The sequence below is a fragment of the Allobosea sp. NPDC003192 genome, assembly GCF_050275675.1.
GTDB lineage: Bacteria > Pseudomonadota > Alphaproteobacteria > Rhizobiales > Beijerinckiaceae > Allobosea.
On sequence record NZ_JBNNPK010000001.1, the window covers coordinates 26,906 to 50,598 of the forward strand.

The 23,693-nt window shown below is 66.6% G+C and carries 22 protein-coding genes; 13 read left to right on the top strand and 9 right to left on the bottom strand.

The window, feature by feature from the left end; genetic code table 11:
• Window positions 1-76 precede the first annotated feature (76 nt).
• From ACQKLX_RS00120 to ACQKLX_RS00165, 10 genes are all read left to right on the top strand, one after another.
• Window positions 77-622, top strand: coding sequence for an OmpA family protein (locus ACQKLX_RS00120; protein WP_427358373.1), 546 nt, complete (start codon window positions 77-79; stop codon window positions 620-622).
• Between the two features lie 45 nt (window positions 623-667).
• Entirely contained in the window at window positions 668-2,188 is a 1,521-nt protein-coding gene (locus tag ACQKLX_RS00125) for a type VI secretion system protein TssA (RefSeq protein ID WP_427358375.1), read from the top strand.
• 226 nt (window positions 2,189-2,414) lie between these two features.
• Window positions 2,415-2,951, top strand: a complete 537-nt coding sequence (tssB, locus tag ACQKLX_RS00130; protein WP_427358377.1) for a type VI secretion system contractile sheath small subunit — start codon at window positions 2,415-2,417, stop codon at window positions 2,949-2,951.
• A gap of 11 nt (window positions 2,952-2,962) precedes the next feature.
• Window positions 2,963-4,465, top strand: coding sequence for a type VI secretion system contractile sheath large subunit (gene tssC, locus ACQKLX_RS00135; RefSeq protein WP_427358379.1), 1,503 nt, complete (start codon window positions 2,963-2,965; stop codon window positions 4,463-4,465).
• Window positions 4,466-4,620: 155 nt separating this feature from the next.
• Window positions 4,621-5,103 carry an Hcp family type VI secretion system effector gene (locus tag ACQKLX_RS00140; RefSeq protein ID WP_427358381.1) on the top strand — a complete coding sequence of 161 codons (483 nt, stop codon included), beginning with the start codon at window positions 4,621-4,623 and terminating at the stop codon, window positions 5,101-5,103.
• 159 nt (window positions 5,104-5,262) lie between these two features.
• Entirely contained in the window at window positions 5,263-5,811 is a 549-nt protein-coding gene (locus tag ACQKLX_RS00145; RefSeq protein WP_427358383.1) for a type VI secretion system baseplate subunit TssE, read from the top strand.
• A 6-nt stretch (window positions 5,812-5,817) separates the two neighbouring features.
• Window positions 5,818-7,779, top strand: a complete 1,962-nt coding sequence (gene tssF, locus ACQKLX_RS00150; protein WP_427358384.1) for a type VI secretion system baseplate subunit TssF — start codon at window positions 5,818-5,820, stop codon at window positions 7,777-7,779.
• Entirely contained in the window at window positions 7,776-8,864 is a 1,089-nt protein-coding gene (tssG, locus tag ACQKLX_RS00155) for a type VI secretion system baseplate subunit TssG (RefSeq protein ID WP_427358386.1), read from the top strand. Before tssF ends, tssG begins: the two co-directional genes overlap by 4 nt.
• Before the next feature lie 9 nt (window positions 8,865-8,873).
• The gene (tssH, locus tag ACQKLX_RS00160) at window positions 8,874-11,573 is read left to right on the top strand and encodes a type VI secretion system ATPase TssH (protein ID WP_427358388.1); all 2,700 of its coding nucleotides are present in this window, start codon (window positions 8,874-8,876) and stop codon (window positions 11,571-11,573) included.
• Between the two features lie 347 nt (window positions 11,574-11,920).
• Window positions 11,921-13,114: a M23 family metallopeptidase gene (locus ACQKLX_RS00165; RefSeq protein WP_427358390.1), complete on the top strand. Its 1,194-nt coding sequence runs from the start codon at window positions 11,921-11,923 to the stop codon at window positions 13,112-13,114.
• An 8-nt stretch (window positions 13,115-13,122) separates the two neighbouring features.
• On the opposite strand, the gene ACQKLX_RS00170 is transcribed toward ACQKLX_RS00165, so the two are convergent.
• Window positions 13,123-13,503 (bottom strand): nuclear transport factor 2 family protein, encoded by a 381-nt coding sequence (locus ACQKLX_RS00170; RefSeq protein ID WP_427358392.1) that lies wholly within the window; start codon window positions 13,501-13,503, stop codon window positions 13,123-13,125.
• 58 nt (window positions 13,504-13,561) lie between these two features.
• The gene (locus ACQKLX_RS00175) at window positions 13,562-13,753 is read right to left on the bottom strand and encodes a hypothetical protein (protein ID WP_427358394.1); all 192 of its coding nucleotides are present in this window, start codon (window positions 13,751-13,753) and stop codon (window positions 13,562-13,564) included.
• A gap of 318 nt (window positions 13,754-14,071) precedes the next feature.
• On the opposite strand from ACQKLX_RS00175, the gene ACQKLX_RS00180 reads away from it, so the two are divergent.
• From ACQKLX_RS00180 to cysN, 3 genes are read left to right on the top strand one after another with little or no spacing between them, the layout of a single operon-like run.
• Entirely contained in the window at window positions 14,072-14,830 is a 759-nt protein-coding gene (locus ACQKLX_RS00180) for a phosphoadenylyl-sulfate reductase (RefSeq protein ID WP_427358395.1), read from the top strand.
• Window positions 14,827-15,729 carry a sulfate adenylyltransferase subunit CysD gene (cysD, locus tag ACQKLX_RS00185; protein WP_427358397.1) on the top strand — a complete coding sequence of 301 codons (903 nt, stop codon included), beginning with the start codon at window positions 14,827-14,829 and terminating at the stop codon, window positions 15,727-15,729. Before ACQKLX_RS00180 ends, cysD begins: the two co-directional genes overlap by 4 nt.
• Window positions 15,729-17,357 (top strand): sulfate adenylyltransferase subunit CysN, encoded by a 1,629-nt coding sequence (gene cysN, locus ACQKLX_RS00190; protein ID WP_427358399.1) that lies wholly within the window; start codon window positions 15,729-15,731, stop codon window positions 17,355-17,357. Before cysD ends, cysN begins: the two co-directional genes overlap by 1 nt.
• Before the next feature lie 55 nt (window positions 17,358-17,412).
• Here the strand turns inward: cysN and ACQKLX_RS00195 are convergent, their stop codons facing one another.
• The 7 genes from ACQKLX_RS00195 to ACQKLX_RS00225 all read right to left on the bottom strand — a co-directional run bounded on the left by ACQKLX_RS00195 (window position 17,413) and on the right by ACQKLX_RS00225 (window position 23,668).
• A complete protein-coding gene (locus ACQKLX_RS00195) occupies window positions 17,413-18,066 on the bottom strand; it encodes an EF-hand domain-containing protein (RefSeq protein ID WP_427358401.1) in 654 nt (217 codons plus the stop codon).
• 107 nt (window positions 18,067-18,173) lie between these two features.
• Window positions 18,174-18,605 (bottom strand): RidA family protein, encoded by a 432-nt coding sequence (locus tag ACQKLX_RS00200; RefSeq protein ID WP_427358403.1) that lies wholly within the window; start codon window positions 18,603-18,605, stop codon window positions 18,174-18,176.
• A gap of 24 nt (window positions 18,606-18,629) precedes the next feature.
• Entirely contained in the window at window positions 18,630-20,273 is a 1,644-nt protein-coding gene (locus tag ACQKLX_RS00205) for a benzoate-CoA ligase family protein (protein ID WP_427358405.1), read from the bottom strand.
• Window positions 20,274-20,350: 77 nt separating this feature from the next.
• Entirely contained in the window at window positions 20,351-21,526 is a 1,176-nt protein-coding gene (locus ACQKLX_RS00210; RefSeq protein ID WP_427358407.1) for an acyl-CoA dehydrogenase family protein, read from the bottom strand.
• A gap of 1 nt (window position 21,527) precedes the next feature.
• Complete coding sequence (locus tag ACQKLX_RS00215; protein ID WP_427358409.1) at window positions 21,528-22,361, bottom strand: enoyl-CoA hydratase family protein; 834 nt, start codon at window positions 22,359-22,361, stop codon at window positions 21,528-21,530.
• Window positions 22,358-22,903, bottom strand: a complete 546-nt coding sequence (locus ACQKLX_RS00220; protein ID WP_427358411.1) for a MarR family winged helix-turn-helix transcriptional regulator — start codon at window positions 22,901-22,903, stop codon at window positions 22,358-22,360. Before ACQKLX_RS00220 ends, ACQKLX_RS00215 begins: the two co-directional genes overlap by 4 nt.
• A 3-nt stretch (window positions 22,904-22,906) precedes the next feature.
• The gene (locus ACQKLX_RS00225) at window positions 22,907-23,668 is read right to left on the bottom strand and encodes an SDR family NAD(P)-dependent oxidoreductase (protein WP_427358413.1); all 762 of its coding nucleotides are present in this window, start codon (window positions 23,666-23,668) and stop codon (window positions 22,907-22,909) included.
• Window positions 23,669-23,693: the final 25 nt, after the last annotated feature.

The window sequence follows — 23,693 nt, forward strand, 5'->3', positions numbered from 1 at the left end:
CGCAGCAAACGCTGCGAGGCATACTTCGCGCCGTCAGTCTTCAACCGCCTCAGCGAACCTAAACGGGAGGAAGACCGTGCGCAAGCAGGCCCTTGTCATGGTTAGTGCCGCTCTTGCCGCAGGCTTCTGCGTCCTGTCGCCCTTTTCTGCGCAGGCCCAAGCCTACAAGGCGGACGATATCGTCAAGCACTTCGGAACCGCGAAGCCGAATCTCGGCGTCTCGCGCGGCCTGTGCGTCGGCACCGAGGCCGAATGCAACAAGGCGGGCCACGTCGTGAAGCCGCCGACCGCCTTCGATCTCGTGGTCAAGTTCAAATACAATTCCGACGTGCTCGAGCCCGAGGCGAAGGCGAATCTCGACGAGTTCGCCAAGGCGCTGAAGGACCCCCAGCTCTCGACCAGCAATTTCCTGGTCGAGGGGCATACCGATGCGAGCGGCACGGCCGATTACAATCTCAGCTTGTCGGACCGCCGGGCCAAGGCCGTGGTGCGCTATCTCAGCGATCGCGGGGTCGATACCGCCAAGCTGGTGGCGCGAGGCCTGGGCCAGAGCAAGCCGCTCGTCGCCGACAAGTTCTCCGCCGATAATCGCCGGGTCGAGACACGGCTGCAGGTGGAGTGACGGCCAGGCGGCCGCGCCCATATTCTCGATCGATCGTGAGGGGGCATGGCCGCGCTCAATTTCGCTGACCTGGCGAAGCCGGTTTCGGCTGACGATCCTTGCGGCCCCGATCCGGATGCCGATCCCGACGTCATGAATGTCATGGCGCGCCTCGAAGTGGCGCTGCCGACATCCTATTTCCGGCGCGACGACGAGGGGCGGCAGATCCCGTTCGATCGCAGCGCGATCGATTTTCCCGCGGCCTTCGGCGACCTCGGCAAGATCCTCAAGCAGAGCCGTGACCTGCGCGGTTTCGTGCTGGCGGGCAAGCTGTGCCTGCTCAACCGAGACATCGCCGGCTTCGCAGCCTGTCTCGGGCTGATCAACAACTATCTCGGCGACTATTGGGAAGAGGTCTATCCCAGGGCCGAGGACGGCGACTTCATCATGCGCGAGGTCGCGCTGCAGGGCCTCGACGAGAACGCCACCATCGCCCTGCCGCTGCAGCATGCGCCGATCTTCACCAGCAAGCGGCTGGGGCCGGTGATGTTCCGCAGCCAGCTCGTCGCCACTGGCGAGCTGCGTCCCGGCGAGGACGAGCAGCATCCGGATGCCGGCGGGATCATCGCCGCGCTGAAGGAGGCGGAGCTCTCCGACCTGTCGGCGATGCTTGGCCATGTCAGCGCGATCCGGGATGCGCTGACCCGGCTGCGTGCGATCTGGGCCGAGCGGCTCGGCGCCGACCAGGCGGTGACTTTCCAGCGCCTCCCGACGCTGGTCGGGCAGATCATCGCCTTTCTCGAAGCTGCGATCGAACGGCGTGCGCCGGGCGGGCAGGGCGCTGCCGCCGCTGTCGACGCACCTGTCGACGCGGGCGGGACGGTCATGGTCGCCCAGGTCGCTGTTCCAGCCGGAGCCTGCGCCTCCGTCGCGGAGGCAGAGGCCGCGCTTGCCGCTTGCCTGGGCTACTTCCGCCGGGTCGAGCCGTCGAGCCCGGCGGTGCTGCTGATCGGACAGGCGCAGCGCTTGATCGGCAAGTCGCTGATCGAGGTCATCCAGATCATGTTCCCGGAGCACGTCGACAAGGCGATGCTCGAGATCGGCGACGACACGAAATACCAGCTGCCGCTGGAGCGTCTCGGTGGCGACGGCTACGACAGCGGCAGCAGCGGCTATGATGACGACTCGTCGAGCAGCGACGACGACGGTTCGTCCTATGACGACAGCTCGTCCTACGGTGACGAGGCGAGCAGCGAGGACGGCGAGGCCGACGAATCCGGCGATGCCGAGGCAGAGGCCACGGACTCCGAGAGCGCCGACAGCTCGGCGCAGGAGGAGTGGCCCGAGACTGAGCCTGAGCCGAAAGCGCCTGCCGCAGCCGCGCGCGTGCCTGCGATCACCGTCGCGAACCGCGCGGAGGCGATTGCCCGGATGAAGTCGATCGCGGCCTTCTACCGCCATGCCGAACCGTCCAACCCGGTCCCTCTGCTGATGGACAAGGCCTGCGGGCTGGCGCAGCAAGATTTTCTCTCGCTGCTGAGCGATATCCTCCCTGAAGTCGGCATAAGGCAGAGCAGCGACGAATAGTGTCGCGACGACCCCCCTCTAATGGGTCGGCGCGCCTCATTCGTTCGGTGGATGCGGTGACGTCATCCATCTGCAAACCTGAGCTGGCTGGATCATGCGCAGCCGATGCGAGCAGTTCGACGAGAACTGTCAAGCCGTCGGCAAGTGTGTATGGTATAGCGAGCTGGATCGTAGGCGTGGCATCACGCTCTCCTTGCGTGATGCCTCTAGAGGAAGGGGCGCCGTCATGGCCGGAGATTCGGGTCAGAAATTCATTCGCCGCAACAGGCCGCCGCGGGTCCATATCACCTACGAGGACCCCTACAACGCCGACCAGAAGGTCGAGCTGCCCTTCGTGATGGGTGTCCTCGCCGACCTCTCGGGCAATGCCTCGGCGGTCGAGAAGCCCGACGTCGGTGAACGCAAGTTTCTCGACATCGACATGGACAATTTCGATCAGCGCATGGCCGCGATCGAACCGGGCGCGGCATTCGCCGTGCCGAACAAGCTCGGCGGCGAGGGGGGCGACAAGCTCTCGGTCTCGCTCAAGTTCAAGAAGTACGACGACTTCAATCCGGCTGCGATCGCCCGCCAGATTCCGGCGACGGCCAAGCTGCTGGAGGCGCGCGAACAGCTCGCCAACCTGCTCCGCTACATGGACGGCAAGGTCGCAGCCAGCGATCAGCTCAAGGCTCTGCTCGCCGATCCGAACCTGATGGCGGCGCTGAAGGACAAGCTCGGCGAAAAGCCGGCTGGTGACGACAAGCAGGACGGCAACGGGTAAGCGAGGCGGCCATGGCGGAAGCACAGATTCAACAACCCGGCGCAGCGGCTGCTGAAACCCGCGACGTCGATGATTTCTCCTCGCTACTGAAGCAGAGCTTCAAGCCCAAGACCGAACGGGCGGCGAGCGAGGTCGAGAACGCGGTCGCAACCCTGGTCAACCAGGCGCTCGCCGACTCGACGCTGATCAAGGGCGACGTGCTCGACACGATCGAGGAGATGATCGCCCGGCTCGATGCCAAGCTCAGCGAGCAGATGAACGAGGTGCTGCACGCGCCGGAGTTCCAGAAGCTCGAGAGTGCCTGGCGCGGCCTCAACTACCTCGTCTTCAACTCCGAGACCGACTCGCAGCTGAAGATCAAGGTGATGAACGTCGGCAAGACCGAGCTCTACCGCAACCTCAAGACCTATCCCGGCGCACGCTGGGACCAGAGCCCGCTCTTCAAGCAGGTCTATGAGCAGGAATTCGGCCAGCTCGGAGGGCAGCCCTTCGGCGCCCTGGTCGGCGACTATCATTTCAGCCATGTCCCGACGGATGTGCAGCTGATGCGCGATCTCTCCAAGATCGCGGCCGCCGCCCATGCGCCGTTCTTCACCGGCGCCGACCCGAACCTGATGGGCATGGACTCCTGGACGGAGCTCTCCAACCCGCGCGATCTCGGCAAGGTCTTCGATACGCCGGACTACGCGGCCTGGAAGGGCCTGCGCGACGCGGCCGACTCCCGTTATGTCGGCCTGTGCCTGCCGCGGGTGCTGGCGCGGGTTCCCTACGGAGCCAAGTCCGAACCGGTCGAGGAGTTCGCCTTCGAGGAGGACACCGACGGCCACAAGGGCGAGAAATACGCCTGGATGAACGCCGCCTACGCCATGGCGGTGAACATCAACCGCGCCTTCAAGGAATATGGCTGGTGCACCCGCATCCGCGGCGTCCAGTCCGGCGGCGAGGTGCTCAACCTGCCGACCCACACCTTCCCGACGGATGATGGTGGCGTCGACCTGAAGTGCCCGACCGAGATCGCGATCAGCGATCGTCGTGAGGCGGAGCTGGCCAAGTCCGGCCTGATCCCGCTGATCCATCGCAAGAACACCGACAAGGCGGCGTTCATCGGCGCGCAGTCGCTCTACAAGCCCAAGGCCTTCTTCGGGCCTGACGGCGTCGCGGCGACGGCCTCCGACAACCTGTCGTCGCGCCTGCCCTACATGTTCGCGGTGTCGCGTTTCGCGCACTATCTGAAGTGCATGGTGCGCGACAAGATCGGCTCCTACAAGGAGCGTGAACCCCTGCGTCGCTGGCTGCAGGAGTGGATCACCGAGTATGTCGACGGCGATCCGCTGAACTCCAGCGAGGAGACGAAGGCGCGCAAGCCCCTGTCCGACGCGCGCATCGACGTCTTCGAGGACGAGGAGAACCCGGGCTACTATTCGGCCAAGTTCTATCTCCGGCCCCATTTCCAGCTCGAGGGCATGGATATCGGTCTGAGCCTCGTCTCGCGCCTGCCGGCGCCCAAGACCTGAGACCCGGGCGCGCTCGAAGGCGCGCAGGCCACCCAGGATGACAGTTGGCCCTGCGCTGATTGCGCAGGGAGAGTGGCGACGCATGGGGGGAGCTCTCCAGGCGACGCGAGTTCTATGCCTAAATCACCCCAAACAGCCAACTTTTGGAGAGCATCATGGCTAGTGACTTCCTGCTTGAGATCGACGGTATCAAGGGCGAAAGCCAGGATTCCAAGCACAAGGACACCATCGAGATCGAGTCCTTCTCCTGGGGCGTCAGCAACTCCGGCACCCATGCCGCCGGTCACGGCGGCGGCGCCGGCAAGGCGAGCTTCCAGGACCTGCACTGCACCGCCAACGTCAGCAAGGCGTCGGCGACCCTCATGCTGAAATGCGCCAACGGCGAGCACATCAAGAAGGCCGTGCTCTTCGTCCGCAAGCAGGGCAAGCAGCAGCAGGAATTCTACACGGTCACGCTCGAGGACCTGCTGGTGTCGAGCTATCAGTCCGGCGACTCGACCGGCGGCAACCCGGTCCCGACCGACCAGTTCTCGCTGAACTTCGCCAAGATCAAGTTCGAGTACAAGCCGCAGAACACCGACGGCTCGCTCGGCTCGGCCATTACCGGCACTTACGATCTCAAGAAGAACAAGGAATAATACACCTCCAGCGTCGACCCCGTCTCGGCGGGGTCGGCCTGGAAACGGCCTCCGGTGCTACGATCCGGGTTCTGTTTCCGTCCCTTTCGGACTCCTCGCCATTGCGGCAGCAATCGCGAGGAGTCCATCGTTTGAGCGATCGCGCCGAGGATACCGCAGATGCTCGACCCCAAGGCGAAGAACCGGTTGCGCCCGCCGCTGATGTTCGCTTTCCGCGAAGCACATCGCGCCAAGGACGCCAAGGTCCATCTCGACCTGCGCGATGCGGGCGGCGAGCGCGTCGTCGCCGGACGTCGGGCTGCGCCGCGGACTGCGATCACCGAGAGCAAGCTGCGGCAGGAGATCGCGCTCGATCTGGAGACGCTGGTCAACACGATCAATTTCGGCTCCTCCACCGATCTGTCGCGCTTCGAGAACGTTCGCCGTTCCATCCTCAATCGCGGCTTCCCGGACATCCAGAACAAGTCGATCGACGAGCATCGGGTCGGTGCGATCAAGACCGAGCTGGCCCAGGTCCTGCTCGCTTACGAGCCAAGGCTGTTGAAGCAGTCGATCGTGGTCGAGCGTGACGAAGGGCTCGACAAGGCGGAGCTGAAGATCCGTTTCGTCGTGCGGGCCGACTTGAACTGCGAGCCGCTCAACATTCCTGTCCAATTCGTCGCCGACGTCGAGCTCGATACCGGCAAGATCGCGATCAAGAACCGATAGCGCCTCATGAACCAGGAATTCCTCGACTTCTATAATCGCGAACTCCGGCTCTTCACCGAGCATACGAAGGAGTTCGCCGAGGAATATCCTGGAATCGCCGAGCGGCTCGGCGGGCTGGTCGGCGAGCGCATGGACCCGATGGTCGGCGGCCTGCTCGAAGGCGCCGCCTTCCTCGCCGCGCGTGTCCAGCTCAAGCTCAAGCACGAGTTCCCCGAGTTCACCAACAACCTGCTCGAGCAGCTGATCCCGAACTACCTCGCGCCGACGCCGTCGGCGCTGCTCGCCGGCATCGCGCCGACCTATGGCGATCCGGCCTTGCGCGAGGGCGTCGAGGTGCCGCGCGGCTCCTATCTCGACGCGACCTATGTCGAGCGCGACCGCCGCGTCGCCTGCCGCTATCGGCTGGGCTCCCCCGTGACTCTCTGGCCATTCGACGTCGCCTCTGCCGAGTACATCGCCGCACCGGGCCGGCTGCAGGCGCTCGGGCTCCCAGCCGATGGGCGGGTGCTGTCGGGGCTGCGCCTTTCCTTGACCCATCGCATTGCCAGCGATCCGGCGGAGGAGCCGTCGCCGGAGCAGGCGAGCAAGCTCCCGACCAGCTGGTTTGCCGGCTGCAAGACCCGCGAGCTCACCGTGCATCTGCTCGGCACCGAGGCCGATGCGATCGCGCTCTACGAGCAGCTCTTCGGCGACTGTCTCGGCATCTATTTCCGCTATCTCGACGAATTCGGCGATCCGGTGGTGCTGTCGGGTTCGCAATGCACGCTGGAGCAGATCGGCTTCGGCGAGGACGAGGCCCTGCTGCCGGCCGACACCCGGATCTTCCGCGGCTTCGACCTGCTGCGCGAGCAGTTCTGGTTCCCGCGCAAATTCCTCGGCTTCAAGCTGGCCGGGCTCGAGAAGGTGATGTCCCGGCTCAAGGCCAAGACGGTCGACATCGTCTTCGTCTTCGACGAGGTCAATGCCCGCCTGCCGGCGGCGGTGCAGCGCGAGATGTTCGCGCTCTATGCCGCTCCGGCGGTCAACCTGTTCGAGAAGACCACCGACCGCATCCCGGTGCGCCGCAACGAGCACGAATACCATGTCGTGCCTGACCGCAGCCGCATGCTCGACTACGAGCCGCACTCGATCCTCGACGTCTACGCGCATTATACCGGCGGTCGCGACAAGCAGCCGGTCCATCCACTCTATTCCTCGCCCGAGGGCGCCTCGCCGACGCACGGCCTGCTCTATACGCAGCGGCGCTTGCCGCGCCGGCGCTCGGTCGCCGAACGGCGCGAGGGGCGGGCCTCGGACTATACCGGCACCGAGATGTTCATCTCGCTTTATGAGCCGGCGACGGTGTCCGATGCGGCGGCCGTGGCGGAGCTGAGCGTTCGCGCACTCTGCTCGAACCGTCATCTGACCGAGCATCTGCCGACAGGCACGGGTGGCGCCGATTTCCGCCTGATCGACAATGTCGTGCTCGACGTGAGCTGCCTCGCCGGGCCGACGCCGCCGCGCGAGCCGATCGTCTCGCAGCTCAGGCTGCGGTCCGAGACGGCGAGCACCGGCGTCGTCACCTGGCGGCTGATCAACCTGCTCAGCCTCAACCATCTCGGCCTGGTCCAGCGCGGCGCCGGCGAGAACGCCGAGGCGCTGCGCGAGATGCTCTCACTCTTCGCCGATCTCGCCGACAGCGCCACCGAGCGCCGCATCCGTGGGATCAAGAGCGTCGACAGCCGTCCGGTGATCCGGCGGTTCCCGCAGCGCGCGGGGACGGGAGCCGCCCGCGGGCTCGAGATCACCGTCCTGTTCGACGAGAAGGCGTTCGAAGGCAGCGGCGTCTTCCTGCTCGGCTCTATCCTCGACCGCTTCTTCGCCGAGTATGCCGCGATGAACCATTTCACCCAGACGGTGATCCGCACGGTCGAGCGCGGTGAGGTCATGCGCTTTCCGCCGCGCGCCGGCACGAGGCGCATCCTGTGAACGAGAGCGCGCCATCCTTGCCGCCGCCGGCCGCGCTGGACGATCTGCGCGTCGAGCCGCCCTTCGTCGAGGGGCTGCGGGCCGAACCCTGGCGGCACGATTTCTACGCGGTGCTCCGCCGAATCGAGCGCAGCTTCCCCGAGCGCGAGCGCATCGGTGATGGCGCTACGAGGCGTGACGAATACATTGCTCTCGGCGAGCAGCCTTATATGGATTTCCCGGCCTCGACCTTCGCCGAGGCCGATCGCGACTTGCAGGGGCGCTTGCGTCTCTTCGTCAAGTTCCTCGGGCTGCTCGGGCCGCAGGGCGCGCTGCCGCTGGCGACCACAGAGGAAAGCTATCACTGGCAGATCGTCCGCGACGACGCCTTCCCGCGCTTCCTCGACATCTTCAATAACCGCTTCCTGCAGCTCTTCTTCCGGGCCTGGGCCGATTCCCGGCCAGTGGCCCAGCACGACCGGCCCGACAAGGACCGCTTCATAGCCTATGTCGGCAGCATGGTCGGATTGGGCTCGGCGCCCTATCAGGGCCGCGACAGCGTCCCCGATCCTGAGAAGCTCGCCCATGCCGGGCTCGCCGGAGCGCAGGCCAAGTCGGCCTCGCGCCTGCGCAGCCTGCTCACCGGGCTATTCGACATCGAGGTCGAGGTCGAGCAGTTCGTCGGCATGCGGCTGGTCTTCGATCCTGAGGATCGCACCAAGCTCGGCCGCGGCCAATGCGCGCTCGGCAGCAACGTCCTGCTCGGCGCCAGCGTCTACAGCGTCGAGGACAAGTTCCGGGTCAAGCTCGTGGCCCGCGATCTCGATCAGTTCAACCGCTTCCTGCCGAATGGCGACCGCTGCGAGCCCTTGGCCGATGCGGTGTTCTTCTATCTCGGCGAGCAGTTCGAATGGGATGTCGAGCTCGCCCTGCCGGTCGGCAAGGTCCGGCCGATGCAGCTCGGCCGCTTCGGCGCGCTCGGCTGGTCGAGCTGGGTCTCGCCGAACTGGAACGTGCCGGACGGCAGCCTGCGCCGCGATGCCCGTTTCCACCCCGCCGAACGCATGCGGCTGAAGCGCAGCCAGAAACAACCGACGAAACGATAGGAGGCAGCCATGGCCGATATCAGTCTCGAAGCCGTCACCGGCAAACTCAACCGCGTCGGCTATGAGGCCTTCATCCAGGCGCTGCGCCAGGCGAAGGGCGCCGGCAACCGCAATGTCGAGCTGGCGCACTGGCTCGCCCAGATCCTGCAGCGGCGCTCGACCGATATCGGGCTGACTGCGCAGCATTACGGGCTCGACATGGCCCGGCTCGCGACCGACATCGGCGGCGTCATCGAGGGCTTCCGCAAGAACGAGACCGAGATGCCCGGCGTCGCCAATAACGTCGTCGACGTGCTCGACCGCGGCTGGCACTACGCCACCCTGTTCTTCGGCGAGACCCAGATCCGGACCGGCCATGTCCTGGTCGCGGCGTTGAAATCGCTCGAGCTCAAGCGCGCGTTGACCGGCATCTCCAAGGAGTTCGGCAAGATCCCGGTCGAGGAGCTCGCCGCCGGTCACGCCAAGATCTGGAAGGACTCCGAGGAAGAGAACCTGCGGCCGATGGACGGATCGGGCCTGCGCGCCGCCGGTACGCCGGGGGCCGAGCAGGCCGAAGGGGCTAAGGGCACGACGGCGCTCGATCGCTTCTCGCAGGATCTGACCGAGAAGGCGCGCTCCGGGACGATGGACCCGATCCTCGGCCGCGACGACGAGATCCGCCAGGTCATCGACGTGCTGATGCGCCGGCGCCAGAACAACCCGATCCTGACTGGCGAGGCCGGCGTCGGCAAGACGGCGATCGCCGAAGGCTTCGCCCAGCGCATCGTCGCCGGCGACGTGCCGCCGCCCCTGCGCGGGGTCAAGGTCTGCGCGCTCGATATCGGCCTGATGCAGGCCGGCGCCTCGATGAAGGGCGAATTCGAGCAGCGCCTGCGCTCAGTCATCGACGAGGTCCAGTCCTCACCGACGCCGGTGATCCTGTTCATCGACGAGGCGCATACGCTGATCGGCGCTGGCGGCCAGGCCGGCACCGGCGATGCCGCCAATTTGCTGAAGCCCGCTCTCGCTCGCGGCACGCTGCGTACCATCGCGGCGACGACCTGGTCGGAATACCGCCAGTATTTCGAGAAGGATCCGGCGCTGACCCGGCGCTTCCAGCCGGTCCAGGTCGACGAGCCGGACGTCCTGCGCTGCTGCACCATGCTGCGCGGCCTGATCGGGCCGATGGAGAAGCATCACAAGGTGCGCATCTCTGACGCTGCCATCGTCGCGGCCGTCCAGCTCTCCTCGCGCTACATCCCGGCGCGCCAGCTCCCCGACAAGGCGGTGAGCCTGCTCGACACTGCCTGCGCCCGCGTCGCGATCAGCCAGACCGCGACCCCGGCTGCGATCGAGGACGCCCGCGTCGCCATCGCGGCGCTTGAGAAGGAGAAGCTCGCCCTGATCGCCGACAAGGATCTCGGCGACGCCACCGATGAGCGCCTCGGCAAGATCGAGGAAGAGAGTGCCGAGCTCAAGGCGAAGCTCGAAGCGCTGGAGGCAGATTGGGCCTCGGAGCTCGCGCTGGTCGAGGAGATCACGCTGCTACGTGGCAAGCTCGGCGAGAAGCCGGCCACTGAAGCTGCGCCCGCCGATGGCGAAGCGCCGCCCGAGGCTGCTCCCGCCGAAGCCCCGGCCGATCCCGAGGCGACGCGCGCCAGCCTGAAGGAAAAGTTCACGACGCTCGGTGCGATCGATCCGGCCAACCGGATGATCTACGCCCATGTCGACGAGCAGTCGGTCGCCTCGGTCGTCTCCGACTGGACCGGGATCCCGGTCGGCCGCATGGTCAAGGACGAGATCGAGACCGTGCTCAACCTCGCCGCGACGCTGAACAAGCGCGTGGTCGGGCAGGGGCACGGCATCGGCATGATCGCCAAGCGCATCGAGACCAATCGCGCCAAGCTCGACAATCCGAACAAGCCGATCGGCGTCTTCATGCTCTGCGGCCCGTCGGGCGTCGGCAAGACCGAGACGGCGCTGGCGCTCGCCGAGTCGCTCTATGGCGGTGAGCAGAACGTCATCACCATCAATATGAGCGAGTTCCAGGAGGCGCACACCGTCTCGACGCTGAAGGGCGCGCCTCCCGGCTATGTCGGTTATGGCGAGGGCGGCCGGCTGACCGAGGCCGTCAGGCGCAAGCCCTATTCGGTGGTGCTGCTCGACGAGGTCGAGAAGGCCCATCCCGACGTGCACGAGCTGTTCTTCCAGGTCTTCGACAAGGGCCAGATGGAGGACGGCACCGGCCGGCGCATCGACTTCAAGAACACGCTGATCATCCTGACCTCGAATGTCGGCACCGACGAGATCATGCGCATGGCCGGCGACGAGACGAGCCGGCCGGATGCCGAGGAACTCGCGGTCGCGCTACGGCCGGCGCTGCTCAAGGTCTTCCCGCCGGCGCTGATCGGCCGTCTGGTGACCATCCCGTACTATCCGCTCTCCGGCGAGATGCTGGGCGGCATCGTGCGCCTGCAGCTCGGGCGCATCGGCAAGCGCCTGCGCGACAACCACAACGCCGCCTTCATCTATGACGACGCCGTGGTCGAGCACATCGTTGCCCAGTGCAACGACCCGGATTCGGGCGGGCGCATGATCGACAACATCATCACCAACTCGATGCTGCCGGCGCTCTCGCGCAGCATCCTCAACCTGCAGCTGGAGAAGAAGCCGCTGACCGAGGCGAAGGTCACGGTCGAGGACGGCGCCTTCCACTACGCCTGCAATTGAGGGCTGCCGTCGTCATTGCGAGCCCCCGGGTCTTGCTTTCGGCAAGCCCGAGGGCAGGCTCCGCGAAGCGATCCAGGAGGCGTAGAACTCTACGTCTCCCTGGATTGCTTCGTCGCTTCGCTTCTCTCAATGACGGGATGAGGCCAGCAGCGAGACAAGCATCGCCGCCGATCTCTGTTTGAGGTATACTTGCGCGGCGGGATCGAAGCGGAAACAGACACGTGCAACCGGTTCGCCTGAAGCGACGGCCCGACGAGGCCGCAAGTTCGACCTCTCTCCAGCCTGAGGGGGGAACGACGCTACGTCCGCGCAGCGGCGGTGGAAGATCCGGGTCGGGGCGCGGCGGGATGTTGCCGTGGACGCTTGCGGTACTCGCGATCATCGGCGCCGGGGTCACCGGCTACCTGCTCTATGAAGAAAAGAGTCGCGTTGCCGCCTTGCAGCAGGAGCAGGCGATCCTGCAGAGCAGCTATGACGAGAAGCTGAAAGCGCTGCAGCGCCGCCTCGTCAGCGCCATCGTCGCCTCCGGCAATTCGCCCGGTCTGCCGGCCCAGCCGGGCCAGCCTCCCGCTTCGGGCAAGGCGGGCGACCAGCTTGCCGATTTGATCACCCGCCAGATCGAGCTCGAAGCCCGTCAGGCCCTGCTCGGCGCGCTCACCGGCCAGGCGGTCGGCCCGATCCTGCCGCAGGGCGGGGCGCAGGCTCAAGGCGGCACCCAGTTCGCCGATGGCCAGAACGTGCTCGACCGCGTCAATCCGGCCGTGCTGGCGCAGCAGCGCCGGCAGGTCGCGGCGGCGGTCAAGGCAGCTGAGACGATGTCGCTCGACCAGCGCATCGCCATACTCGGCCAGTCGCTCGACCGGGTCCAGAACGGCCAGAACCAGCAGCTCCCGGCGCTGGGTCGCCAGCTCGTCGGGCGCGTGCAGGAGGTCAGGGCGGCGCTATCCGAGGTCGGGCTCGACCCGGCCAAGGTCAAGCTGCCGCCGGGCCGACCGGGCATGGGCGGCCCTCTCATCCCGATCACGGTGAAGCCCGGCACGTTCGAGCACGCGCTGATGCAGCTTGGCGAGGCGAGGGCGGTCTTCGGCCGCTGGCGCGATCTGGCGGCGATCATGCCGTTCCAGCGTCCGGTCGCAACCGACGACACCACCACCAGCAATTTCGGCCCACGCTCCGACCCGTTCACCGGCGGTACCGCGATGCATGCCGGCATGGATTTCCGCGGTGAGACCGGTACGCCGATCCGCGCGCCCGGCGCTGGAAAGGTGCTGCGCGCCGAGGTCGCCGGTGGCTACGGCAATCTGGTCGAGCTCGACCATGGCAACGGCATCACCACGCGCTATGGCCATCTCTCGGCTTTCGACGTCAAGGAAGGCCAGCTCGTCGCGGCCGGGCAGGTCATCGGCCGTGTCGGTTCGACCGGACGCTCGACTGGTCCGCATCTCCACTATGAGACGCGGCTCTCCGACGAGGCGCGCAACCCGCTGAAATTCATCCAGATCGGCGACAAGATGGCCGTCGGGCCAAGCGGCCTGCGCTAAGCCGCGGGCTACCCGACGACCTGCCAGGCGCTTCCCGTGTCGTAGAAGAAGCGCTCCTCGGCGATACGGTCGCCCTGCCAGCGCTGGAAGGCGAGCTCTTCGAGGCGGCGCGTCACGCCCGCCTTGTCGGTCGCGTCGAAGATCCAGCGAACGACGACATGGTCGCCATCGACAAGCACGGCGACGGGCGGGTGGGTGTGCATCTTTTCCAGCCGCGCCAGCGCGCGCGCCTCATGCGCCATCAGCGCCTCGCGCCCGCGACGCGGCTCGTTGGCGTTCTCCTGCATGGTCGCGTCGTAAGTATAGAAGTCGCGGATCGCGCCGACATGGTCGCCGCTGACGACGGCGGCGACGAAGGCATCAACTCTGGCGCGCTCAGGCATGGTCATCTCCATCTCGTCAGCCGAGATGGGAGAATAGCTACATCAGCAACCGCGCGTGTCAGCATCAGCTCCGGTGCTTGGGCGCGCCGGGCTTGGTCGGGCTTTGCGGTGCGATCGGGTCGCTCGCTGGAAAGGTGTCCTTCAGCGCCTTGTCGAGCTGCTTGTCGCCCTTGCTGCCGGCCTTCTTCTCATCTTCGCGCTGCTTGCGCTGCTCCTTGCGCAAGCTTTCGACGGCCTGGTTCGCGGAATTCGCCATGGCATTCCCCCATTTTGCGTCGCAGGGCCAGCCTGCAATGTCCGCTCAACGCAGGTGCCGAAGCGAAAGTTCCTATCATGACGGGGCCAGCGCGCTGGCGAATACGACGTGGAGTACGCGGCCCGGGAAGGATCTTCTCCTTCTTCTGCCAAATAAGAAAATTCACGCTACCTGATGTAAATTGATTGGTTGCCATTCAGGTTATATGTGGATTGTTCGATTTACAGAACATCCGAATGACCAGTGGTATGGCGGGTGGCGGCGAGCGAGAGCAGCGTTGAGCGGCTCGCGTTGGTTCCACGCGTGCAGAGCAAGCACATGTTCGAGTTGCAGGATCAGGCCGAAAACCTCAATGCTGCGTTCGGAAAGTCGGATGCAGCCGAGCGCCTCGCAGGGCTGGTGCGTCAAGTCGCAGGCCGTCTCGTCTTCACCACCAGCTTCGGCCTCGAAGACCAGGTCGTCACCCATCTGATCGCGACGCAAGATCTTCCGATCGAGATCGTCACGCTCGATACCGGCCGGCTCTTCGGCGAGGTCCACGCGCTCTGGGCCGAAACCGAGGCGCGATACGGCGTCACGATCATACCGTTCTATCCGCGGCACGACGCCGTCGAGGCCTTCGTGCTCGGCCATGGCATCAACGGCTTCTACAATTCGATCGAGGCCCGCAAGGCCTGCTGCAATGTCCGCAAGGTCGAGCCGCTCGGCCGGGCGCTCGCCGGCGCCGCCGCCTGGATCACCGGATTGCGCGCCGACCAGTCGGCTGCGCGCGGCGGCGTCGCGCTCGCCGAGGTCGATCGCGAGCGTGGCCTGATCAAGCTCAACCCGCTGCTCGACTGGTCGCGCGACGAGGCGCTGGCTTTCGCCCGCAAGCACGACATCCCGCTCAACCCGCTGCACGAGCAGGGCTTCCTCTCGATCGGCTGCCAGCCCTGCACCCGCGCGATCCAGCCGGGCGAGCCGGAGCGGGCCGGGCGCTGGTGGTGGGAAGAGGAGGCCGCCAAGGAGTGCGGCCTGCATGTCGGCCCCGATGGCCGATTGGTGCGGTCCAAGCCGACCGCGGAGGTTTTGGCGTGATCCAGCTCAGTCATCTGCAGAAGCTCGAAGCCGAGGCGATCTTCATCATCCGCGAGGTCGTTGCGACCTGCGAGAAGCCGGTGCTGCTCTATTCGATCGGCAAGGACTCGGCCGTCCTGCTGCACCTCGTCATGAAGGCCTTCTATCCCGGCAAGCCGCCATTCCCGCTGCTCCATGTCGACACGACCTGGAAGTTCCGGGACATGATCGCCTTCCGCGACCAGACCGCCAGCCGCCTCGGGCTCGACCTGATCGTGCACATCAACGAGGAAGGCGTGCGTGCCGGCGTCAACCCGTTCGCCTCCGGCTCGCGCCTGCACACCGACGTGATGAAGACGCAAGGGCTGAAGCAGGCGCTCGACAAATACGGCTTCGACGCGGCCTTCGGCGGCGCCCGTCGCGACGAGGAGAAAAGCCGGGCCAAGGAGCGCGTGTTCTCGCTGCGCTCGGCCCAGCATCGCTGGGACCCGAAGACCCAGCGGCCGGAGCCCTGGCGCCTGTTCAATACGCGTAAAGGCCCCGGCGAGAGTTTCCGCGTCTTCCCGCTGTCGAATTGGACCGAGAAGGACGTCTGGGACTACATCGCCCTCGAGAACATCCCGGTCGTGCCGCTCTATTTCGCCGCGCCGCGCCCGGTCGTGCGGCGCAACGGCGCCTGGATCATGCGCGACGACGAGCGCATGGACTTGCTGCCCGGCGAAAAGCTCGAAACCCGCATGGTCCGCTTCCGTACCCTCGGCTGCTATCCGCTGACCGGGGCGGTCGAGAGCGAGGCGGCGAACCTCACCGACATCATCGCTGAGATGCGGGCGTCCCGCTCTTCCGAGCGCGAGGGCCGCGTCATCGACCATGACGGCTCAGGCTCGATGGAGCAGAAGAAGCAGGAAGGCTATTTCTGATGGCGGCGCTCGCGAAGTTGAAGGGCCAGCCCGTTCCGGCTGGCCAGCCGCATCCCGCCAACGACCAGGGTCAGAACACCGAGGGCAGCGCCCGCGCCCTGTTGCGCTTCATTACCTGCGGCTCGGTCGACGACGGCAAGTCGACGCTGATCGGCCGTATCCTCTACGAAGCCGGCGCGGTCTTCGACGACCAGCTCACCGCGCTCGACTCAGATTCCCGCAAGTTCGGCACGCAAGGCGCGGCGCCGGATTTCGCCTTGCTGGTCGACGGGCTCTCGGCCGAGCGCGAGCAGGGCATCACCATCGATGTCGCTTACCGCTATTTCTCGACCGATCAGCGCAGCTTCATCGTCGCCGATACGCCCGGCCACGAGCAGTACACCCGCAACATGGCGACCGGCGCCTCGACCGCCGACCTTGCCATCATCCTGATCGATGCCCGTAAGGGCCTGCTGCCGCAGACGCGCCGGCATTCCTTCATCGTCTCGCTGGTCGGCGTCCGCCATGTCGTCGTCGCCGTCAACAAGATGGACCTGGTCGGCTATGACGAGGCAGTCTTCCGCCAGATCGAGCAGGACTATCGCAAGGCGGTCGCTGGGCTAGGCTTCGCTAGCATCGATTTCGTCCCGGTCTCGGCCCGCGACGGCGAGAACGTCACCAGCCTATCCAGGCTGATGCCCTGGTATCGCGGCCCGGCGCTGCTGCCGCTGCTCGAATCCGTCGTCGTCGTCGCCGAGGCGGAAGTGGAAGCCGGCTTCGCCCTGCCGGTGCAATGGGTCAACCGGCCCGATCTCGACTTCCGCGGCTTTGCCGGCACGGTCGCGCGCGGGCGGCTGCGCGTCGGTGATGCGGTTGCGGCACTGCCCTCCGGCCGCCGCAGCACGATCGCGCGCATCCTCGCACCGTCAGGCGACGTCTCGCAGGCGAGCGCCGGCCAGTCGGTGACGGTCACGCTTGCGGACGAGATCGACGTGTCGCGTGGCGACGTCATCGCCTCGGTCGTGCATGCCCCGGTGGTGAAGCAGGAATTGCAGGCGCGGCTGCTCTGGACTGGCGAGGCGGCGCTGCGCGAGGGCGGCGAGTTCATCCTCAAGCTCGCCACCGCGAGCGCCAACGCCACGATCGTCCGCCTGCACCACAGCGTCGATATCGAGAGCTATGCCGAGGCGCCGGCGGAGAGCCTGGCGATGAACGGCATCGGCCTGGCGACGCTGACGCTCGACCGGCAGCTCGCAGTACTCGACTACACAAGCAGTCGCGAGCTCGGCGGTTTCATCCTGATCGACAGGCTCAGCAACCAGACGGTCGCCTTCGGCTTCATTGAGACCCGTAAGGCCCAGGACAAGGCTCGTTCGATCACCGAAGCTGGTGCGGCCAGTCGTGCGGTTTTGCGCCTCGTCGGCTGGCGAGGCACGCAGGAGCGGCGCACCTGGTTCGAGGCGGCGAGCTGGCGCCTGGCGAGCGGCTTGTTCGTGTTCGCCGCCGTGGCGCTGCCGACCGGGCAATGGGGGCTCGCGGCTGCGTTGGGGCTCGGCGATGTCGCGTTGCGGCCGTTGCTAAAGGGCCTGCATGCGAGACTGTGGGCGAAGCGGACGCCGCCTGCGCTCTATGACGGGGCCGGGATCTAGGAGGCTTAAGAGCGCCGGACGGCCTTCTGCCGGCCCGGCGTTGCGCAAGCGGTGACTAAGCCGCCTGGGAATAGGTCGTGCCAGCGGAAGCACGTGCTCCGAGCTGGTAGGTCTGGCCATAGGCTTCCGACGCGCCAGTGATCTCCGCCGGCGGCGGAGGTGGCGGTGGCCGGTGCGAGGCCCGTTCTTCCATCTGCTTCTTGAAGTCCGCCATCTCCTCCTTGGAGATCTTGCCGTCCTTGTCCGCATCCATCGCGGCGAAGAGACGGCTGAGCAGGCCGTTCGAGCCGTCGCCATCGGGGGCGACCGCCTTCAGGAATTCTTCCTTGGCGACACTGCCGTCGGAATTGCTGTCGAGCTTGGCGAAATAGTTCTTGTCGTCGCCGTCCTTGGCGTCGGCCTTGGTCTGCGTCGAGGCGTTGGCCGTCTCCGATTGGAGCATCAGCAGGAGAGCCTGTATCTGCTGCTCGGCCTTCTCGAATTTCGTCTTGAAGGCGTCGGATTCTGCTTTGCTGACCGAACCGTCCTGGTCGGCGTCCATCGCCTTGAACAGCTTCTCGGTCTTCTTGCTGTCGGCGCCTTTTGGCGCGCCGGCTGCGAACTCCTCGAAGCTGAGCGCCCCGTCGGCATTGCCGTCGAGCTTGTCGAAGCTCGGTGGTTTTCCGGGCGGTGGCGGGCGAAAGCCCCCAACGCCGCCAATGCTTGTCATGCGATACTCCTGGTTACGCACCGCCCGGATATGGGCGGCGCGGTCGAGTATCGTGGATAATTATTGGTAAATTCCTAGCGGGCTGGAAACCACGCCGGGGCGACCGCTCAGCCTGCCAGCACCGCGGTCGCCTCGATCTCGACCATCGCCTCGGGCTCGACCAGGGCGGCGACGGCAACCACAGCCATGGCTGGGAAATGCCGCCCGAAATTGGCGCGATAGGCCGGGCCGAGCTCGGCGAGGCTGTTGCGATAGGCTTCGATGTCGGTGACGTACCAGGTCAGGCGCACGATATCCTCGACCTTGCCGCCACCGGCCTCGATCACCGCCTTGATGTTGGCGAGGGTCTGGCCGACCTGCGCGACGAAGCCCTTGGCGAAGACGCCCTGGGCGTCCCAGCCGACGAGACCGCCGGTCATCAGAAACTTGCCTTCGGCGACCATGCCGTTGGCATAGCCGCGCGGTTGCGGCCAGCCTTTGGGCAGGACGGCGCGGGCGCGCTGCGAAGTGGGGTCGGAGGGCGGCATGCCGCTGGTCATGGCGTTATCTTTCTCAAGCGATAGTCAGGAAGCCGTGGCTTCCTGCCGCGCGATCTCGCGCAGGGCGAAGCGCTGCAGCTTCCCGGTAGAGGTCTTCGGCAGGGTTGTCACAAAGGCGATGGCGCGCGGGTATTTGTAGGGTGCGATCGTCGCCTTGACGTGGTCCTGCAAGGCCTTGGCGAGGGCTGCATCGCCGGCGAAACCCTCGCGCAGTAGCACATAGGCCTTCACGATCTGGCCGCGCTCGGGGCAGGGCGCGCCGACGACACCGCATTCGGCCACCGCCTCATGCGTCAGCAGGCAGGCTTCGACCTCCGGTCCGGCGATGTTGTAGCCGGCCGAGATGATCATGTCGTCGGAGCGGGCCTGGTACCAGAAATAGCCGTCGCCATCGCGCAGATAGGTGTCGCCGGTGACGTTCCAGCCATCAAGGATGTATTTGGCCTGGCGTGGATCGGCGAGATAGCGGCAGCCGGTCGGGCCGCGCACGGCGAGGCGACCCGGCGTGCCGTCCGGCACCTCCTTGCCGTCCTCGTCGACGATCTTCGCCTCGTAGCCGGGCACCGGCAGGCCGGTCGAGCCCGGCCGGATCTTCTCATGCGGCGCGCCGATGAAGATGTGCAGCATCTCGGTCGCGCCAATGCCGTCCATCAACGACATGCCCGTCGCTTCGCGCCAGGCGTCGAAGGTCCCCTTCGGCAGAGCCTCGCCGGCGGAGACGCAAATGCGCAGCGAGGAAAGGTCGCGCTCGCCGAGCTTGCCGAGCATGGCGCGATAGGCGGTCGGCGCAGTGAAGCAGACGGTCGCTCTATAGCGCTCGATCGCCTCGGCGAGATCGGCCGGCGCGACCTTGGCCGGCAGCACGCAGGCGGCGCCGATCCGCAAGGGGAAGAGAACGATGCCGCCGAGCCCGAAGGTGAAGGCGAGCGGCGGCGAACCGATGAAGCGGTCGTCGGGGGCAGCCTTCAGCACGCGCGCGCCATAGGCATCGCAGATCGCCAACAGGTCGCGCTGGAAATGCATCGTGCCCTTGGGCTCGCCGGTGGTGCCGGAGGTGAAGGCGATCAGGCAAACATCGTCCTGAGCCGTGTCAGCCGGCACGAAACTCTCGTAGCCGGCTTTCTCCATCAGCGTTTCGAGCTCGCCGTCACCCCATGTGACGATGGTCGAGAGTTCCGGCGCAAGCTGTTGCGCTGCCTTGAGTTCGTCGACCAGCGTCGCGTCGCAGAGTGCCAGCCCGATCTTGGCCTTTCGGATCGGATAGGCGATCTCGCCGGCGCGCAGCATCGGCATCGTCGCGACCACGACACCGCCGGCCTTCAGCACCGCGAAATAGGTCGCGACCATCATCGGCGTGTTGGCGGCGCGCAACAGCACGCGGTTGCCGGGCACCATGCCGAGATCGCGGGTCAGCACATTGGCGATGCGGTTCACCTTGTCGGCGAGCGCCTGATAGCTCCAGGTCTCGCTCGGTCCGATCACCGCATCGCGCCCGCCACGCCCCTCGGTGACATGACGATCGACGAACTCGGTGACGACGTTGAGCCGTTCCGGATAGCTCAGCCCGGCGACGGCGAGGTCGAGGCGCGGCCAGCTCTCGCGCGGCGGCAGATTGTCCCGCGCGAATGTGTCCACATGTCCCGACCGCATGAGATCTGCGGTACCCATCTCGTTCCCCTGGTCTATTTTTCGAGCATGGTCCTGTCGCAAAGTCGGCTCCTCCCGTTTGCGGCCCATGCTCGCGCCTATTTCAGCAAGTCGCGCGCGATCACGACCTTCTGCACCTCGCTGGCGCCCTCATAGATCCTGAGCGCCCTGATCTCGCGATAGAGTTCCTCGACCTTGACGCCGCGAGTGACGCCGAGGCCGCCATGGATCTGCACGGCACGGTCGATCACCTTCTGGGCGTTCTCGGTCGCGACCAGCTTGGCCAGCGCCGCCTCGCGGGTGACGCGGGCCGCGCCGCGGTCCTTGGTCCAGGCGGCGCGGTAGACGAGGAGGGCGGCAGCATCGACCTCGGTCGCGCTGTCGGCGATCGCCGCTTGCGAGAGCTGGAGGTCGCCGAGCGTGCCGCCGAAGAGCTTGCGGCCCTTAGCGTGCGACACCGTCTCGTGCAGGGCGCGCCGGGCGAAGCCGAGTGCGGCGGCGCCGACCGTCGAGCGGAAGATGTCGAGCGTCGCCATCGCCACCTTGAAGCCATCGCCGGGACCGCCGATGCGGTTCGTCACGGGGATTCGGCAACCATCGAAGCGCAGGGTCGCCAGCGGATGCGGCGCGATCACGTCGATACGCTCGGCGATCGAGAGGCCGGGGGTGTCGGCGTCGACCAGATAGGCCGAAAGACCGCGCGCGCCCGGCGCCTCGCCGGAGCGGGCGAAGACGACATAGTGGTCGGCGATGCCGCCATTCGAGATCCAAGTCTTCTCGCCGTCGATCCGGACATGGGTGTTGCCGTCCGGCGTGGCGGTTGTCGCCAGCGCCGCGACGTCCGAGCCGGCCTCCTTCTCGGAGAGGGCGAAGGCGGCAATCTTCTCGCCACGCGCCACCGACGGCAGTATCCGCGCCTTCATCTCGGCCGAGCCGGCGACGCTGATCGAGCCGGTGCCGAGCCCCTGCATGGCGAAGGCGAAATCGGCGAGCCCGTCGCGGGCGGCCAGGATCTCGCGGGCGAGGCAGAGCGTGCGCACGTCAAGCGCGGCATGCAGGCCGCCATATTCGGCCGGGACCGCAGCCTTGAGGAAACCGGCTGCGCCCAGCGCCTTCACGCGGGCGCGGCAGGCCTCGTCGACATCGTCATGTGGCAGGCCGGGCAGGGTGGCGTCGGCCCAGGCGGAGAGCCGCCCGGCGAAGTCGCGGTGATGCGCCTCGAAGAAGGGCCAGTCGAGCGTGTCGCCGAGAATGCCGGTGCCGAGCGAAGCCATCTCAGTTGCCCTCGAACACCGGCTTCCGCTTTTCGGCGAAGGCGTGATAGGCGCGGGCAAAGTCCTCTGTCTGCATGCACAGTGCCTGCGCCACCGCTTCCGCCTCGATCGCGGACTCGACCGACATCGCCCATTCCATTTCGAGCATGCGTTTGGTCATGGCGTTGGCGAAGGTCGGCCCGTCGGCGAGTTCGGCCGCGAGCGCCTGCGCCTCGGCGAGCACGCCTTCGCGGGCGATCAGCCGGTTGAGGAAGCCCCAGCGCTCGGCCTCCTCGCCCTTCAGCACGCGGCCGGTGTAGAGCAGCTCGGCGGCGCGGCCCTGGCCGACGATGCGGGGCAGCATCGCGCAGGCGCCCATGTCGCAGCCGGCGAGGCCGACGCGGTTGAACAGAAAGGCGATCTTGGTCTCGGCCGTGCCGAGGCGCAGATCGGAGGCCATGGCGACGATCGCGCCGGCGCCAGCGCAGATACCGTCGATCGCGGCGATCACCGGCTGCGGGCAGGCGCGCATGGTCTTGACCAGCTCGCCGGTCATCCGGGTGAACTTGAGCAGGTCCCTGGTCTCCATCGCCACCAGTGGCCCGATGATCTCGAAGACGTCGCCGCCCGAGGAGAAGTTGCCGCCGGCGCCGGTGACCACGATCGCCTTGACGTCCTCGTCCTTTTGCGCCGCCAGGAAAAAGTCGGTCAGCTCGCGATAGCTCTCGAAGGTCAGCGGGTTCTTCTTCTCCGGCCGGTTCAGCGTCACGGTCGCGACCTTGCCGGCGACCGAGAGCTGGAAATGCTGCGGCTTGAAGCCGGACAGCGGCAGGGTGACGGAGTTGGCGCTGGTCATTGGTCGTCTCCCGCCGCGGTCGGCGTGCCGTTCTGGCGGTTGCTGATGGCCTGGTGCAACGAGGTCTTGACCCCGCCGAGCAGGCGGAAGAGCTGGCCGATCTCGGCAGGGCCGAGGCCGGCGAAGAGCTCGGCGATCCAGTCCTCATGCCGTTCGGCCATCGCCTTGAAGGCGCGCCGGCCCTGCGCGGTCAGCGTCAGCACCTGAACGCGCCGGTCCTGCGCGGCCGGGCGCTTGTCGACCAGGCCGTCGGCGAGCAGGCCGGCGACCACGGCGGTGACATTGCCGTTCGATACCATCAGGCGCTGCGAAACCTCGCCGACGGTCATGCCGGTCGTCGATTTCTCCAACTGCGCCATCAGGTCGAAGCGCGGCAGCGTCGTCTTGAATTCCTCGCGCAGGCGGGTGCGGATCTCGCTTTCGATCAGGGTCGAGCAGGTCAGCATCCGAAGCCAGAGCCGCAGCTCGTCCTTGTGGTCGCCGGGGCGCTCGCTGGCCTTGGTCTCGCGATCGAGCAGGGGGGCGGTGGACGGGATTTCCATGGTTCAGAACTCCCCGCCATTGATCAGGATGGATTGGCCGGTGATGCCGCGGCTTTGCGGGCCACAGAGATTGAGGACCGCCGCCGCGACCTCCTCCGGCGTGATCAGCCGGTGCTGCGGATTGTCCTTGGTGAGTTCCGCCAGCGCTTCCTCGCGGCTCTTGCCGGTCTTGGCGGCGATCGTGGTCAGGCTTCCGGCGACCATGTCGGTGTCGGTATAGCCAGGGCAGACCGCGTTGACGGTGACGCCGGAGCGCGCCGTCTCCAGAGCCAGCGAGCGCACCAGGCCGACCACTGCATGCTTGGCCGCGACATAGGCCGAGACGTAAGGATAGCCGCGATGCCCCGCCGTCGAGGCGATCGCGATCAGTCGCCCGGAGCGGCGTTCGGTCATGCCGGGCAAAGCAGGCCGGAAGCAGTTCACCGTGCCGATCAGGTTGATCTCGACCATGCGCCGGAACAGAGCCGCCTCGCTGCGCTGGAAGCTGGCGCTTTCGGCCGCGCCGGCATTGGCAACGACGATGTCGAAAGGCTGTCCCGCCGCGAGCCCGGCCATCACCTCGCGCACTGCCGCCTCGTCGGTCACGTCGACGGAATGGGCGGCGTCGGCCGCACCGGCGAGCACCGCCTGTTGCAGGATGTCGTCATTGCGGCCGATGATCGAGACGCGGGCGCCTGCCTGGCGCAGAGTGGAGGCGATAGCGCGGCCAATGCCGCGTCCGCCGCCACTCACCAGGGCATGCTGTCCCGCCAGAGCCGATGCCATGCCGTTCACTCCCTCTTGGCAGCCA

Bases quoted from the DNA above. Each gene is read 5' to 3' on its own strand.
- ACQKLX_RS00215 (WP_427358409.1), bottom strand. From the start codon at position 22,361: ATGACCAGCGCCAACTCCGTCACCCTGCCGCTGTCCGGCTTCAAGCCG.
- ACQKLX_RS00195 (WP_427358401.1), bottom strand. From the start codon at position 18,066: ATGACAAGCATTGGCGGCGTTGGGGGCTTTCGCCCGCCACCGCCCGGA.
- tssC (WP_427358379.1), top strand. From the start codon at position 2,963: ATGGCGGAAGCACAGATTCAACAACCCGGCGCAGCGGCTGCTGAAACC.
- ACQKLX_RS00200 (WP_427358403.1), bottom strand. From the start codon at position 18,605: ATGACCAGCGGCATGCCGCCCTCCGACCCCACTTCGCAGCGCGCCCGC.
- ACQKLX_RS00180 (WP_427358395.1), top strand. From the start codon at position 14,072: ATGTTCGAGTTGCAGGATCAGGCCGAAAACCTCAATGCTGCGTTCGGA.
- ACQKLX_RS00170 (WP_427358392.1), bottom strand. From the start codon at position 13,503: ATGACCATGCCTGAGCGCGCCAGAGTTGATGCCTTCGTCGCCGCCGTC.
- ACQKLX_RS00205 (WP_427358405.1), bottom strand. From the start codon at position 20,273: ATGGGTACCGCAGATCTCATGCGGTCGGGACATGTGGACACATTCGCG.
- ACQKLX_RS00140 (WP_427358381.1), top strand. From the start codon at position 4,621: ATGGCTAGTGACTTCCTGCTTGAGATCGACGGTATCAAGGGCGAAAGC.
- ACQKLX_RS00175 (WP_427358394.1), bottom strand. From the start codon at position 13,753: ATGGCGAATTCCGCGAACCAGGCCGTCGAAAGCTTGCGCAAGGAGCAG.
- ACQKLX_RS00165 (WP_427358390.1), top strand. From the start codon at position 11,921: ATGTTGCCGTGGACGCTTGCGGTACTCGCGATCATCGGCGCCGGGGTC.
- tssF (WP_427358384.1), top strand. From the start codon at position 5,818: ATGAACCAGGAATTCCTCGACTTCTATAATCGCGAACTCCGGCTCTTC.
- tssB (WP_427358377.1), top strand. From the start codon at position 2,415: ATGGCCGGAGATTCGGGTCAGAAATTCATTCGCCGCAACAGGCCGCCG.
- tssH (WP_427358388.1), top strand. From the start codon at position 8,874: ATGGCCGATATCAGTCTCGAAGCCGTCACCGGCAAACTCAACCGCGTC.
- ACQKLX_RS00225 (WP_427358413.1), bottom strand. From the start codon at position 23,668: ATGGCATCGGCTCTGGCGGGACAGCATGCCCTGGTGAGTGGCGGCGGA.
- ACQKLX_RS00210 (WP_427358407.1), bottom strand. From the start codon at position 21,526: ATGGCTTCGCTCGGCACCGGCATTCTCGGCGACACGCTCGACTGGCCC.
- ACQKLX_RS00220 (WP_427358411.1), bottom strand. From the start codon at position 22,903: ATGGAAATCCCGTCCACCGCCCCCCTGCTCGATCGCGAGACCAAGGCC.
- ACQKLX_RS00125 (WP_427358375.1), top strand. From the start codon at position 668: ATGGCCGCGCTCAATTTCGCTGACCTGGCGAAGCCGGTTTCGGCTGAC.
- cysN (WP_427358399.1), top strand. From the start codon at position 15,729: ATGGCGGCGCTCGCGAAGTTGAAGGGCCAGCCCGTTCCGGCTGGCCAG.
- ACQKLX_RS00145 (WP_427358383.1), top strand. From the start codon at position 5,263: ATGCTCGACCCCAAGGCGAAGAACCGGTTGCGCCCGCCGCTGATGTTC.